This is a genomic window from Desulfovibrio sp. SGI.169, assembly GCF_050313595.1.
Taxonomy (GTDB): Bacteria; Desulfobacterota; Desulfovibrionia; order Desulfovibrionales; family Desulfovibrionaceae; genus Desulfovibrio.
Genome location: NZ_JBNPLS010000005.1, coordinates 17274 through 32099, shown reverse-complemented (window position 1 = coordinate 32099; position 14826 = coordinate 17274). Strand labels below are relative to the sequence as shown.

Annotated in this window: 9 protein-coding genes and 1 CRISPR repeat array; all 9 genes read right to left on the bottom strand. The window is 61.5% G+C overall.

The window, feature by feature from the left end; genetic code table 11:
• Positions 1–3: 3 nt before the first annotated feature.
• Entirely contained in the window at positions 4–2046 is a 2043-nt protein-coding gene (gene fusA, locus ACQRA4_RS03955) for an elongation factor G (RefSeq protein ID WP_427821788.1), read from the bottom strand.
• A gap of 103 nt (positions 2047–2149) precedes the next feature.
• A complete protein-coding gene (locus tag ACQRA4_RS03950; protein WP_427821787.1) occupies positions 2150–3010 on the bottom strand; it encodes a hypothetical protein in 861 nt (286 codons plus the stop codon).
• A gap of 262 nt (positions 3011–3272) precedes the next feature.
• The gene (argH, locus tag ACQRA4_RS03945) at positions 3273–4667 is read right to left on the bottom strand and encodes an argininosuccinate lyase (RefSeq protein ID WP_427821899.1); all 1395 of its coding nucleotides are present in this window, start codon (positions 4665–4667) and stop codon (positions 3273–3275) included.
• A 79-nt stretch (positions 4668–4746) separates the two neighbouring features.
• Positions 4747–5952 carry an argininosuccinate synthase gene (locus tag ACQRA4_RS03940; RefSeq protein ID WP_427821786.1) on the bottom strand — a complete coding sequence of 402 codons (1206 nt, stop codon included), beginning with the start codon at positions 5950–5952 and terminating at the stop codon, positions 4747–4749.
• Between the two features lie 92 nt (positions 5953–6044).
• A complete protein-coding gene (locus ACQRA4_RS03935; RefSeq protein WP_427821785.1) occupies positions 6045–6395 on the bottom strand; it encodes an ISAs1 family transposase in 351 nt (116 codons plus the stop codon).
• Positions 6352–7140, bottom strand: a complete 789-nt coding sequence (locus ACQRA4_RS03930) for an ISAs1 family transposase (protein ID WP_427821784.1) — start codon at positions 7138–7140, stop codon at positions 6352–6354. The genes ACQRA4_RS03935 and ACQRA4_RS03930 overlap by 44 nt, the downstream gene beginning before the upstream one ends.
• Positions 7141–7238: 98 nt before the next feature.
• A CRISPR array of direct repeats spans positions 7239–12690; the repeat unit is 32 nt; unit sequence GTTTCAATCCACGCCTCCGCGCGGGAGGCGAC.
• 177 nt (positions 12691–12867) lie between these two features.
• Complete coding sequence (cas2, locus tag ACQRA4_RS03925; protein WP_427821783.1) at positions 12868–13158, bottom strand: CRISPR-associated endonuclease Cas2; 291 nt, start codon at positions 13156–13158, stop codon at positions 12868–12870.
• Between the two features lie 3 nt (positions 13159–13161).
• Entirely contained in the window at positions 13162–14193 is a 1032-nt protein-coding gene (gene cas1c / locus ACQRA4_RS03920) for a type I-C CRISPR-associated endonuclease Cas1c (RefSeq protein ID WP_427821782.1), read from the bottom strand.
• Complete coding sequence (cas4, locus tag ACQRA4_RS03915; RefSeq protein ID WP_427821781.1) at positions 14190–14819, bottom strand: CRISPR-associated protein Cas4; 630 nt, start codon at positions 14817–14819, stop codon at positions 14190–14192. Before cas4 ends, cas1c begins: the two co-directional genes overlap by 4 nt.
• Positions 14820–14826 lie beyond the last annotated feature (7 nt).

Here is a 14826-nt window from a genome sequence, read left to right as displayed (position 1 = left end):
GCCTCAGGGCAGGTCAAAGCGGTCAAAGGCCAGCATCAGCCCGGCCCGGCCCTGCGTGGCCGAGCGCAAGGACGTGGAAAAGCCGAACAGGCGGCGCAGAGGCGCCGTGCCGCGCAGCAGCTTGCGTCCGGCATGGTCCTCCAGGTCTTCCACCTTGCCGCCGGCGGTGTTGAACAGGCTGATGGCCGGCCCCAGAAAGTCGTCGGGCACATTGATTTCCACTTTCATGATGGGTTCCAGAGCCACGGGCGCGGCCCTGGCCAGAGCCTCGCGCAAAGCCTGGCCGGCGGCCATGTGGCAGCCCGGCGCTGTGGTCAGGCCCTCGCGCCGCTCCACACTGGTCAGGGTCACGGCCACATCCGCCACCGGCCAGCCGGTCAGCCCGCCGCTTTGCAGACCGTCGCGCACGCCATCCAGCGCGGCCTGAAGCAGGTGCGGGGGCAGAAGCTTGCGGGCCTCTTGCGGGTCCGCGGGCAGAAAGTCGCCCACATTCACCTGATTGCCCGCATGCCGGGGCAGGGGCGTCACACGCAGGGAGACGGCGCCCTGGTGGCGCTCCTTGCCCAGCTCCCTGTCAAAAAGGGCCTCGGCCCCGGCCTCTTTGCGCACCGTCTCGCGCAGCACCACCTGCGGCTGACCGGCGCGCGGGCTGATGCCGTATTCACGGCGCATGCGCTCCAGCAGCACATCCAGGTGCAGTTCTCCCATGCCGGAAAGCATGCGCGTGCCCGAATCGTCATCCAGGCTGACCTGAATGGTGGGGTCTTCCTCCACATAGCGGGCCAGAGCTTCGTCCAGGGTTTTGCCCTCATCGGCGTTGCGCGGTTCCAGAGCCAGGGTGAGCACTGGCGCGTACGCCTCGATGGATTCCAGCGCAAGCTCGCGGCCCCGCGCGGTATAGGTTTCGCCGGTATGAGCCGCGCGCAGGCCCACCACAGCCGCTATTTCTCCAGCCGAGGCCGATTCGAGCTGTTCGCGGCGGTCGGCGTGCAGGCGGAAGATGCGGCCCACGCGGTCGTCGCTTCTTTGCGCCACGTTGCGCAGAGAGTCGCCCTCCTTGATCCTCCCGGCGTAAAGGCGCAAAAAGGACAGTTTGCGCCCGTTTTCCACCAGCACCTTGAAAACCAGGGCCACGGGCGGCGCTTCCGGATCCGGCTTGACCGTTTCTTCCCGTCCTTCGGCGTCGCGCCCCACGGGCGCGGCCACATCCAGAGGCGAAGGCAGATAGTCGCAGACCGCGTCCAGCACGGGCTGCACGCCCATGTTGCGCAGGGCCGAACCGCAGAGCACGGGCGTCAGCGCGCGGGAAAGCGTGGCCCGGCGCAGGGCGGCGCGAATGTCCTCCTGACTGAAAGAGCCGTCCATCCAGAGTTCCAGAAAGGTATCGTCGGCTTCGGCCAGCTTTTCCAGCAGGGTATCGCGCCAGGGCGCGGCCAGAGCGGCTTCGCGCGGGCTGAAAGGCACGCGCAGCACGGTGCGCCCCTGATCCGCCGGGTCAAAGGTCAGGCTTTCGCAGCTGATCAGATCCAGCACGCCGGAAAATGCCTCGCCCTGATCCAGGGGGGCGGTCACGGCCACGGCGTTGGCCTGGAGGCGACGGCGCATGGCCTCCAGCACGGCCCCGAAGTCCGCGCCCGGTCGATCCATCTTGTTCACAAAGGCGATCTTGGGCACGCCGAAATGCTCGGATTGCCGCCAGACCGTTTCGGACTGCGGCTCCACTCCACCCACGGCGCAGAACACGCCCACGGCTCCGTCCAGCACGCGCAGGGAGCGTTCCACCTCAATGGTGAAATCCACATGGCCGGGCGTATCGATAAGGTTGATCGTCCGTTCCCGCCACTGGCAGGAGGTGCAGGCCGAAGTGATGGTGATGCCGCGCTCCTGCTCTTCGGGCAAATAGTCCATCGTGGCCGCGCCGTCGTGCACCTCGCCCATGCGGTGGATTTTACGGCTGTAAAAAAGCATGCGCTCGGAAAGGGTGGTCTTGCCCGCATCAATATGGGCGATAATGCCAATGTTGCGGATGTCGCTGACTGGGGGCATGTCTGGCTCCGGCTGGCTGACGTTATCACTGAGTGGTACGGCTTTTTGCGAACTCCCGCAAGGGCGGACGCGCGGAAGCGCGTGGGCCGCGCCCGCCGCGCGTTTAACGCGAAAGGGGCTGAAGCGGGCCAAAAGCCAGACGCGAAACCATAAAAAAGCCCGGCGTCAGGCCGGCATGCAGCCAGAAGCCTTCGCAGCCGGGCGAAAGAACCAGAGCTTCCACATGGCTGAAAGAGCCGTGGCCGCGCGCGGCCTCCGGCCTGAGATAGATGGCCGCCGGCGGGGCGGGTCGCGCGGCTTCCAGGGCCTGTTTCAGCGCGTCGCCCTGGGCAAAGGCCAGAATGTCCAGATCAAAGGCGTCGGGTTCGGGCAGAACCAGAACCGGGGCGCGGCGTTCTTCATAACAGGGCAGGCCCAGCGCGCGGGCCGCGCGCGCCACGTTGTCCAGCTCTCCTCCGTGCAGCAGAACAAGCCGGCCCGGACCGGGCTGGCACTCTTCAAGCAGGGCGCAGAGGCCGGCTTCATCCAGGGTGAAAATGTCCTCCACGCCGCTGAGTTCCAGACTGACCAGAGCGGCGCGGTGGGGCGCGCCGCCCACACAGACCGCGCCCACCAGCGGCACGCCGGCCAGAAGGGCGGGGGCGCAGGCCGCCGTCAGCCGAGCCGCCGCCGCGTATTCTGGCGTAAAGGCCAGCACGCTCCAGGGCGCGGGAAAAGAGGCCGTGTGCCGCCAGAAGCCCAGGTGGGAATCCCGGCGGTCTTCGCGCAGACAGCCGGGGCTCTGGCCGAAATGCATATGCGCCAGAGCCAGACCGGTTTTCAGCGCCGCCCGGCAGGAAGGCGGCGTGCCCTCATAGGCCGAGGCCGCCAGGTCGTCGTCCAGGCGCGCGTCTTCCGCCCATTCCGGCCAGCATGCCGGGGAAGGGGCGTCCAGGGTCAGTTCCGGCAGTTGGGGATCAGGCATGGCGTTTCCTCATGCTTTGCTTGGGCGGAACATTCGCGCCAACGCGCGTTGAGCGGCCAATGGGCGTCGGCCTTCGCTTTCGAGCCGCGCATGCCCCCGGCGGCAAACCCATGTCCGCCGGCGGGCCGTCGCGCCTGCGGCCATTATAAACAAGAGCGCAAGCCGCGCAAGCGGCGTCGAAGCGGCCCGAATTCATGGATTTCCGCCTGGCCTATTCGCTTTGGGGAGTGCCCGGCCCGCGGTCTTGCGGGGAGGGCCGCGCTCACGCCTCCTCCCAATTCTCCAGCCATTGTCCGAGCTGTTCCATCTGGCGCGCCACCGAGCGCGGGCCTGTGCCGCCCGGCGTTTCACGCCGCCGCACGGCGGCGGCATAGTCAAGCACCTCGTAAACCCCTCCGTCGATGCGCGGTTCCAGGGCCCGCAATTCCGGCAGGGAGAGGTCTTCCAGCCCCTTGCCTTCACGTTCGGCGGCGGCCACGGCCTGGCCGGTAACGTGATGGGCCTCGCGGAAGGGCAAACCCTTGCCCACCAGATAATCCGCCAGCTCCGTAGCGTTGAGAAAGCCCGCCTTGCAGGCCTCGCGCATGCGATCCGTGCGGAAGGTCAGCTCTTCCAGCATGCCCGTCATGAGCCGCAGGGAAGACTCCACCGTACGGTCGGCATCCAGAAAGCCTTCCTTGTCTTCCTGCATGTCGCGGTTATAGGCCAGGGGCAGGCCCTTCATGGTCGTGAGCAGGCCCGTGAGGGCCCCGTAAACCCGACCGGTCTTGCCGCGCATCAGTTCGGCCACATCCGGGTTTTTTTTCTGCGGCATGATGGAAGAGCCTGTGGCATAGCCATCGGGCAGCCTCACAAAGCCGAAGGCCGGATTGGCCCAGAGAATGATTTCTTCACAAAGGCGGGAGAGATGCATCATAATTGTGGAAGCGCCGAACAGGGCTTCCAGAACGAAATCACGATCCGACACGGCGTCCATGGAATTGCCGTAAATTTCGGAAAAGCCCACCTCACGGGCCACGCCCTGCGGGTCCAGCGGATAGGTTGTGCCGGCCAGGGCCGCCGCGCCCAGCGGCGAGACGCGCACCCGCTTGAGGGTATCTTTCAGGCGCAGGGCGTCGCGCCGGAACATCCAGGCGTAGGCCAGCAGATGGTGGGCCAGGCTCACGGGTTGGGCGGGCTGCAAATGGGTGCAGCCGGGCAGGATGTCCGCCTGATGCCCGGCCGCGCGTCTGAGCAGAGCGGCGCAGAGCCCGGCGGCGCATTGACGCCAGACCTCCAGCCTGTCAGCCACAAAGAGGCGGAAGCTCAGCCCCACCTGATCATTGCGGCTGCGGCCTGTGTGCAGTTTTTTGCCCACGTCGCCGGTCAGCTCGGTAAGGCGGGCTTCGATGTTCATGTGCACGTCTTCCAGCTCGGGCTTCCAGACAAAAGAGCCGGATTCGATCTCCGCGCGCACCGTGTCCAGCCCTTCAACCAGAATCCGGGCCTCGTCGGACGTGATGACGCCCTGACGGCCCAGCATGCGGGCGTGGGCCTGGGAGGCGCGAATATCCTGGGCAAAGAGCGCCCGGTCATAGCTCTGAGAGTCCGTATAACGGGCCACGGCTTCTCTGGGGCCTTCGGCAAAGCGACCGCCCCAGCTCTGATTTGTTTTCATCATCTCTTCCTCATGGTTATAAAAAGGCCCCGCCCTTGCCGAAGCGGGAGCGGGGCCTTGGATGCGCGTTCGGGCGGGGCTATTTTTTGAGTCTGTCCCTGATGGCGGCGTACATGCCCAGGCGCAGGCCGTTGAGGCGGATGAAGCCCGCCGCGTCCTTGTGGTCGTAGTCTCCGCCCTCGAACGTGGCCAGATCTTCGGAGAAGAGCGAGCAGGGAGAGGTGCGGGCCAGAGGCCAGACGCCGCCCTTGTAGAGCTTGGCGCGCACGACGCCGGTGACGGTTTCTTGCGACTTGTCAAAAAATGCCTGCATGGCCTCGCGTTCGGGCGAGAACCAGTAGCCGTTGTAAACGGCGTGGGAATAGGGCACGGCCAGCATGTCGCGAATGGCGAGCAGCTCGCGGTCCATGCAGATGCCCTCCAGGTCGCGGTGCAGGGCGAAGAGCAGGGCGCCCGCCGGGTTTTCGTACACGCCGCGGCACTTCATGCCCACATAGCGGTTTTCAACCATGTCGTCGCGACCGATGCCGTGCCTGCCCGCCAGGTCGGCCAGGGTTTTGATGACGGCGTAGGGCGACATTTTTTCGCCATTGACGGCAACGGGGTTGCCGGCCTCAAAGCCCACCTCAATGGTTTGCGGCTCGTTCGGGGCCTGTTCCACGGGCGTGCAGCGGTCGTGGCAGCTTTCATGCGGCGCGTTGCCGGGGTTTTCCAGTTCGCTGCCCTCAAAGGAGGTGTGCAGCATGTTGGCGTCCATGCTGTAGCGCTTGGCCTCACTGGAAATGAAGATGCCGTGTTTTTCGGCAAAGGCGGTCAGCGCCGTGCGGGACATGAGATCCCACTCGCGCCAGGGCGCAATGACCCGGATATCCGGGGCCAGGGCCTTGGCGGAAAATTCAAAACGCACCTGATCGTTGCCCTTGCCCGTGGCGCCGTGCGCGATGGCGTCCGCGCCCTCTTTGCGGGCTATGTCGATGAGGGCCTTGGTGATGCAGGGGCGGGCGATGGAGGTGCCCAGCATGTAACGGTTTTCATAGCGGGCCGCGCCGCGCATCATGGGAAAAACGAAGTCGCGGGCCATTTCTTCGCGCAGATCCAGCACATAGGCTTTGGAGGCGCCGGTTTTCAGCGCTTTTTCTTCCACGCCGGAAAGATCTTCGGGCTGGCCCAGATCAGCGGTGACGGTGATCACTTCGCACTGGTAGGCGGTGATCAGCCATTTGAGAATAACGGAAGTATCCAGCCCGCCGGAGTAGGCGAGCACGACTTTTTTGACCTTCTGCATGGTAGAGCCCCCTTGTGGATTCGGGGGGACAGTATTGCCCAAAAAGCGCGGGGGCGCAAGCCTGAAGCCGCTGGCCGCCAGGGCTGACGCATCTAGATTTTAAGCAATTTTTTAAGATAAGATAGAGACATGGAAGCCTGATACATTTTTCCTTTTAAGCTTGTTTTCTCTGGATTATTTTTTAACAAATTCATTGCGACCCCACGTAAAATACCTAAATTTTTCGCTGCATTACGTGTACGCGCACGACTTTTATCTTCATCAAAAACTACATCCAGACACCAATGAAATTCATTCTCAACTCCCCAATGACCGCGTATCGCTTCAGCAGCTTTGCCAATCTCACAAAGGCTGCTTATGTAATAACGTCGTGTTATACTCTGGGCGCCTCCCCTCGCCTTATCTCTCCACCATGCAAAAGCTTTTGAGGTCACGCCACTCATCTTTAGTTTCAAGCCAGTCAATTTCTGTGCTTAACAAAAATCTTCTTTGCTCTATGCGTCCATGAGCCTTTTCATAATCTGTTTCAATAGCCGGAGCCGTGTTTCGTGCTAAATTATCCATAAAAAGTTTGACTTCATCGTATATTTCTGAATGGTTGCCTTTTATGGCAAGTACATAATCGGCTTTTTTTTCGATTGCCTTTCCGGCAATATTCTTTTGGCAATTTAGCGCGTCCGAAGTCACAATACAGTCTTGAAAGTCAAGAATGTCCATTAGTTGTGGCATTGCCGTAATTTCATTGCTTTTTTCAGGCACTGCCAGCTGCCCAAGCACAAGGCGATTTTGTACGGCCCAGGCATTGAGCATATGCAAGGGTGTGATATTTTCAGAAGCCGTCCCACAATGCGTCTTTCCATCAAACGCCACTATCTCCCCGCTAATTTCTTTGCGCAGCCGTTTAGTGATATTGATCAGGAAATCAGTGAAATTTTCAGGAGTTATTGACTGGAAAATGCGGTTAAATGTGTCGTGACTGGGTATGCTGGTCATATGGATCATCTTTTTTAACCAGTTCCTGCGTGTTTTTGCAAACAGTTCCATTTCATAAAAACTCCTCCCGCCTGTGAGAAAAGTACAGAGGGCAATAAATAAAATGAGTTCAATAGGATATATTTTTGTCCTGTCACGCCTGGGATCTGGGATCTCGCCTAAAGCCGAGAATATTTCATGGCAAATATTTTTCATCCCATAAAGGTAAGACTTTTTTTAGATGCGTCAGCCCTGCGCCTCCGCGCGGGAGGCGACGCCATGGCGTATACCTATACCGTGGGTATCTGGACTCAGTTTCAATCCACGCCTCCGCGCGGGAGGCGACGATGCGGGCTTACGGCGCGGCCAGCCCGGAGGAGGCCGTTTCAATCCACGCCTCCGCGCGGGAGGCGACCGGCAAGGCTTGACGACAAAGCCCGCCCGCCGCATGTTTCAATCCACGCCTCCGCGCGGGAGGCGACCAAACGGCGAATGATTCATTTGCAATTTTGCCAGGTTTCAATCCACGCCTCCGCGCGGGAGGCGACCGTGGCCCTCATCCGATATTGTGGACCCTGCGGGTTTCAATCCACGCCTCCGCGCGGGAGGCGACCCAGAACTACCGCAAAGTCTTTCTGTTCATCCTTAGTTTCAATCCACGCCTCCGCGCGGGAGGCGACGCTTTCCGCCAAATTTTGATATATCCTCTATCCATGTTTCAATCCACGCCTCCGCGCGGGAGGCGACCCGCCGACCAAGCCACAAAGGCCGCCGTTTTGCAGTTTCAATCCACGCCTCCGCGCGGGAGGCGACTCCAGATATCCCTTGGCCAGGGCGTCGGTATCCAGTTTCAATCCACGCCTCCGCGCGGGAGGCGACCCTGATGGCTCGACCATTTATGGCAAGGATGGCAAGGTTTCAATCCACGCCTCCGCGCGGGAGGCGACAATCACAGCCACGGAAATACAGGCCAAGCAGCAGGTTTCAATCCACGCCTCCGCGCGGGAGGCGACCCTGGCAACTGATGCGGTCAGTGCTGCCATGGGCGTTTCAATCCACGCCTCCGCGCGGGAGGCGACGCCTCGGCTGCGTGGTCTGCCCCTTCCTTCTGGGGTTTCAATCCACGCCTCCGCGCGGGAGGCGACGAAGGTTTACCCTAGCGACCCAAGCCCGTACATGCGTTTCAATCCACGCCTCCGCGCGGGAGGCGACCAAGAGCGTCATGGAGGCACCCATTGCCCAGGCGTTTCAATCCACGCCTCCGCGCGGGAGGCGACGTCGGTGATGTGGCCGATGACGGGCAACCGCAAGTTTCAATCCACGCCTCCGCGCGGGAGGCGACACCAGCACCGTCTTGCCAAAACGCCGGTGAGCAAGTTTCAATCCACGCCTCCGCGCGGGAGGCGACCCTTGTGCAGATAGCCGCTGTCCCGCAACCAGTCGTTTCAATCCACGCCTCCGCGCGGGAGGCGACTCTTCAAATCCTCGGCAAACAGTCGCGGCATAGCCGTTTCAATCCACGCCTCCGCGCGGGAGGCGACAACGCCATCCCAGGTCACAAAATACCAGTCAGCAGTTTCAATCCACGCCTCCGCGCGGGAGGCGACTACCAGCACATGCCAGGCACGCGGCCCAACTCCCTGTTTCAATCCACGCCTCCGCGCGGGAGGCGACGTCCTCCCGCTCCTGCCAGGATTTTGCTTGCGGCGTTTCAATCCACGCCTCCGCGCGGGAGGCGACTGGTCATCTGGCTTTCCCACGGGCCGCCCTTGGGATCGTTTCAATCCACGCCTCCGCGCGGGAGGCGACCGATCAGGGCGTCCTCGCCGCACTCCGGGCAGCACGTTTCAATCCACGCCTCCGCGCGGGAGGCGACGGCTGGTTTTCCAGACGCTCCAGCGCATAATCCATGTTTCAATCCACGCCTCCGCGCGGGAGGCGACGCGTCCGAACAGGTGACCTGACCGGCGTAGAGCGCCTCGTTTCAATCCACGCCTCCGCGCGGGAGGCGACCCGCGCGGCCTGCCACAAGCGCATGACCTCATGGGTTTCAATCCACGCCTCCGCGCGGGAGGCGACGACAGCGTGCGACGGCTGCAAACGGTCGCGGGACGGTTTCAATCCACGCCTCCGCGCGGGAGGCGACGCTTATTCGCCGTAAGTGGCGTTCCAACGGATGAGCCGTTTCAATCCACGCCTCCGCGCGGGAGGCGACACGAGGCCCACGGGCCGGAGTAGCCACAAACCGCGTTTCAATCCACGCCTCCGCGCGGGAGGCGACCTCTCGCCAGTGTCAAGGATGCATATAGCATCCGCGTTTCAATCCACGCCTCCGCGCGGGAGGCGACTGCTGGAACCGAGTGCCGGAAAGGGCGACTTGGCTGTTTCAATCCACGCCTCCGCGCGGGAGGCGACCGGGGTATTTTCTGGCTGATTTATTTTCAGGTCGAGTTTCAATCCACGCCTCCGCGCGGGAGGCGACGAGCGGAAACCATCTGGTGAATACGCCATCAAATACGTTTCAATCCACGCCTCCGCGCGGGAGGCGACATGACGGAAAAGGCCGCGTAGTCCGCTCATGGCTGTTTCAATCCACGCCTCCGCGCGGGAGGCGACCCCAGAGCTGCCCATTCAAAATGCCCGGATGCACTTGTTTCAATCCACGCCTCCGCGCGGGAGGCGACGGGCAGCGCCTTGGGCTTGTCGCTACGGCCAAAGAAGTTTCAATCCACGCCTCCGCGCGGGAGGCGACCTCTCGCCAGTGTCAAGGATGCATATAGCATCCGCGTTTCAATCCACGCCTCCGCGCGGGAGGCGACCATATGCTCCCACGCCCGTCCCCTTTGAAGGCTATGTTTCAATCCACGCCTCCGCGCGGGAGGCGACGCACGGCACGGTGGATCAGTAGGAAACCGCGAGAGTTTCAATCCACGCCTCCGCGCGGGAGGCGACGCCAGGCGTGTAATCTTTGCGCGGAAATACGCCGTGTTTCAATCCACGCCTCCGCGCGGGAGGCGACGCCCTGAGCTGCCCCAATAAGACTGCACACTGATCTGTTTCAATCCACGCCTCCGCGCGGGAGGCGACGACATGTCCCTTTTTGGTTAGCCGGAGCCGGAGCCGTTTCAATCCACGCCTCCGCGCGGGAGGCGACAATGGCGCTGTCCGCGAAATTCTGCTGGTCAAAAGTTTCAATCCACGCCTCCGCGCGGGAGGCGACAAGGGCTGGAAGGGTATTCTCCCCAAGACTGCTGTTTCAATCCACGCCTCCGCGCGGGAGGCGACTGGCAAGCATTTTATAGCTAGCACTGACCTGCATGTTTCAATCCACGCCTCCGCGCGGGAGGCGACGCGCTGGGTACGCAACAAGGCGCTTATCACCTCGTGTTTCAATCCACGCCTCCGCGCGGGAGGCGACACAATTCGCCAGCATGGCGACACTGAAGTATGCAGGTTTCAATCCACGCCTCCGCGCGGGAGGCGACAGATCCAGCTCCAGCGCCAGCTACAAGCGTATTCTTGTTTCAATCCACGCCTCCGCGCGGGAGGCGACGATTGCGTATGCGGCTGTCGGCGCAGAAGTTACCAACGTTTCAATCCACGCCTCCGCGCGGGAGGCGACATTTCTGAGGCTCGCCCGTAGTACCAGATCCAGGTTGTTTCAATCCACGCCTCCGCGCGGGAGGCGACTTGGCAAGCGAACTGCGTTATGCGCTTGAAAGTGCGTTTCAATCCACGCCTCCGCGCGGGAGGCGACTTACGCAGTATAAAGGCACTTGACGGCGGCGCTGAAGTTTCAATCCACGCCTCCGCGCGGGAGGCGACCCTTATGACGACAAGCCTTATGTTACCATATACTGGTTTCAATCCACGCCTCCGCGCGGGAGGCGACGCTCAAAAAGCGATTGAGGCCATGAGAGCCGCAAAAGTTTCAATCCACGCCTCCGCGCGGGAGGCGACACGAGTCTATCTTCGTCACATTGACATATGCAGATGTTTCAATCCACGCCTCCGCGCGGGAGGCGACTAGTGCTATTGCGTTGCTGAATAACAAAGTGTTCGGTTTCAATCCACGCCTCCGCGCGGGAGGCGACTTGCTGATGGTGGGATTGATATTGCCATTGATAATGTTTCAATCCACGCCTCCGCGCGGGAGGCGACATGGAGGCCGAAGGTGCTGAGGCTCCCAAGGGCTGGTTTCAATCCACGCCTCCGCGCGGGAGGCGACTTTGGCAAGCATTTTATAGCTAGCACTGACCTGCACGTTTCAATCCACGCCTCCGCGCGGGAGGCGACACTAGCGATGATCCTTTTACAGCAGATCTTTCTAGTTTCAATCCACGCCTCCGCGCGGGAGGCGACACTATGGCACTGACCGCATACCTAGCCGACCTTTCATGTTTCAATCCACGCCTCCGCGCGGGAGGCGACTACAACTTGGCTAGCGAATTACGTTACGCGTTGGTTTCAATCCACGCCTCCGCGCGGGAGGCGACAGGGTGGCGGAAACAATGGTGTCGGTCTGATGTTGTTTCAATCCACGCCTCCGCGCGGGAGGCGACAAGGACCATGTGTAACGAACATAGTGGCCTCAGTGTTTCAATCCACGCCTCCGCGCGGGAGGCGACTGTGGCGTACACTGCTCCGCCTGCCGTAGTGCGGTTTCAATCCACGCCTCCGCGCGGGAGGCGACGGCGGATCCGTACTCCTTGCCATTATGCAATTACAGTTTCAATCCACGCCTCCGCGCGGGAGGCGACATGTCCCCATCTTTAAGGACCAATACGATACCTCTAAGTTTCAATCCACGCCTCCGCGCGGGAGGCGACTACAGCTTACGAAGCAGGCGCATTCCACAGAGTGTTTCAATCCACGCCTCCGCGCGGGAGGCGACTCGTTAATGTTACACCAGGAGCGGCGGCTCTTATGGTTTCAATCCACGCCTCCGCGCGGGAGGCGACAGCCCATTGCACGGCTCGTTTCACGGTCAGGGGCGTTTCAATCCACGCCTCCGCGCGGGAGGCGACTTTGTTTGGCAAACTATGCAAAATACCCTACAATTGTTTCAATCCACGCCTCCGCGCGGGAGGCGACGTTTTGTACGACACTGCAATGGGCCAGTCGGTATGGTTTCAATCCACGCCTCCGCGCGGGAGGCGACGATGTGATCAGTTGATTCCCACAGATCAGCCTTGTTTCAATCCACGCCTCCGCGCGGGAGGCGACAACTTGTGGGATGATTATGTGTACACATATAGCAAGTTTCAATCCACGCCTCCGCGCGGGAGGCGACAACTTGTGGGATGATTATGTGTACACATATAGCAAGTTTCAATCCACGCCTCCGCGCGGGAGGCGACGCGGTGCTGGTGTAACAGCAGTCATACGTACTGGTGTGTTTCAATCCACGCCTCCGCGCGGGAGGCGACGTTCATGTTACACCAGGAGCGGCGGCTCTTATGGTTTCAATCCACGCCTCCGCGCGGGAGGCGACAAATCCACGAGACCATTATACAGCACCGAATAGAAGTTTCAATCCACGCCTCCGCGCGGGAGGCGACTACTGGCCGACGCTGAGGCATACTTGCGTGGAGCAGGTTTCAATCCACGCCTCCGCGCGGGAGGCGACAGCTTGGCGTATCAACGCGTGGATTGGGCAGCGTACACGTTTCAATCCACGCCTCCGCGCGGGAGGCGACATGACGTCGAGACCCTCGAGGACGCCAACGATTTTGTTTCAATCCACGCCTCCGCGCGGGAGGCGACTGTGGCAGGCCGCAGCCTGCGCGCGTAAATATTTTACGGGGGCTATTGCGGGAACAGGGCTTTTGGCGCGTCCGAATCTCCCTATTTTTTGTGTTGATATAATTATCATCTGATATTTCAGGATATTAATACTGCGCGGATATCCCCGCAAAAAGCCGCCAGCTAGAGGCGCCCGCTTCAGAAAATCAGCGGGCCTTCAGGGTCATAGCCTGGTTTGGCGCCCCAGTGCTCTACTTTGCTTCGCCAGGAACTGCCGAGAAAGTAAAAGCGCAGGCTGTCCTTTTCACGATCCATTTCACTGAGCAGCGCCGCGCGCAGGTGCTTCCACTGCGCCGGGTCCACAACGCATTCAAAAACAGAGAACTGCACGCGCTGCCCCCAGCTCTGGCAATGCCGGGCAATGCGCCGCAGGCGTCGCCGTCCTGCCGCGTCTTCCGTATTAACGTCGTAACTCACCAGGACAAGCATGCGTTACCTGATGACAAAGGGCGGGTAGGCATCCATCTCGCCCCGGATATGGCGAGCCAGCAGGCGGGCCTGCATATGCCAGAGCAGGCCCGTGGTCATGCGCTCATTCAGGAAAGGATGCAGCATTTCTTCACGCTTGCGTTCCTGGTAGGCCACAAGCACTTCCTTGCGGGCTTTTTCCTTCAAAAGAACCGCCCCGGACGCGGTTTGCTCAAAATCCTTCGCCCCGATCTGCCCCCGGTTGACCAGCGTCAGCGCCAGCCTGTCCGCCAGGACGGGGCGGAACTCCTCCATCATATCCAGGGCCAGACTCGGCCTGCCCGGTCTGTCCCGATGCAGAAAGCCCACGGCGGGGTCAAGTCCGACGCTTTCAATGGCGCCGCGCAGGTCCGCCGCCAGCAATGTGTACAAGAAAGAGAGCAGGCAGTTGATTTCATCCAGCGGCGGGCGGCGGCTGCGGCCGGTGAAGCGTATGCCTTTGGCCCTGGCGGAGATGAGGCGGTCAAAGACGCTGAAGTATGTTCCGGCCGCCTCTCCCTCCAGACCGCGAAGCGCATCAAGCGACCGCGCCCGGGGCAGGCGCTGCAGACAGGATGTAAGACTTTCACAGGCCCGGGCCAGCCCGCCGTCGGCATGCTCTTCAGGATGTTCTCTGGCCGTCCGCCGCAATACCGTGCGGCAATTGACAATCTTGCCGGTGATAAAGGCGCGGGCCAAAGGGAGCGCCCCTTCCGCGCTGTCCGTTCTGCGGTACTGTTCGCGCCGCAACAGCACATTGCCTGTGGTGGGGCCGTGCATGGCGGCCATGAAGCGTCCGTTTTCCGTAAGCCAGGATACGGTCACGCCGTTCCGGGCGCAATGCCCGAGCAGAAAGGAGCTGCAACTGACCTGTCCGAAGCAAACCAGAGAGCCGATGGTATGGATGGGAACCTTGCCCAGTTCCCGGCCTTCCGCGCGCAGGCTGACGCATTCGCCGTCCTTGGACAGCCATGTGTTTTGCGTGGTTACAAAAAGCGTGTTCAGGTGGCGCTTCATGGTTCGCTCCACAGCGTTTCAAGGTAGCGCGAGGCCCGCGCGGATTTTTCCACCACAGCGGGCATGCAGGCGTTTTGAAGAGAGCAGGCCGCGCAATGGCCCCGTTTTTCCGGCAACGGCGTTTTGCCGCTGCGGAAAAGCTGGTGCACGGCCAGAGCGATGTCCGCGCTTTTTCGACGCAGGTCTTCTGTAAGCGGCACAACGCTTCTGCGCCGCTGGGCCCCGTAAAATATCGCCGCTTCGGGGATGGATGTTCCGAGCATTTCCTCAAGGCAGATGGCCTGCGCGCAGACCTGTACGGCGTCGGCCTCGGCATGCCCGTGCGGCGATCCTTTCTTGTACTCCACGGGATAGGGCAGCCATGCGCCGTCGCAAAGCCTGAATTCCACCACGTCCGCCTTGCCGCTGACGCCCAGACGAAGAGAGCGCAACGGCAGGTTCGTCACAAGACGAACCTGGCCGCGCGCTGTGCTCTCTCCACTGTGGGCGTGCTCGTGCATGAGCCGCCCCTCGGCTGTATGGCTGTTTTCCTCCCAGATCTGCTCCAGGTGAATCAGCGCGCACTGCCGGGGGCAATAGGCATAGTGCTGCAATGCGGAAAGGGGCACAAGGTCCGCTTCATCCATGCACAGA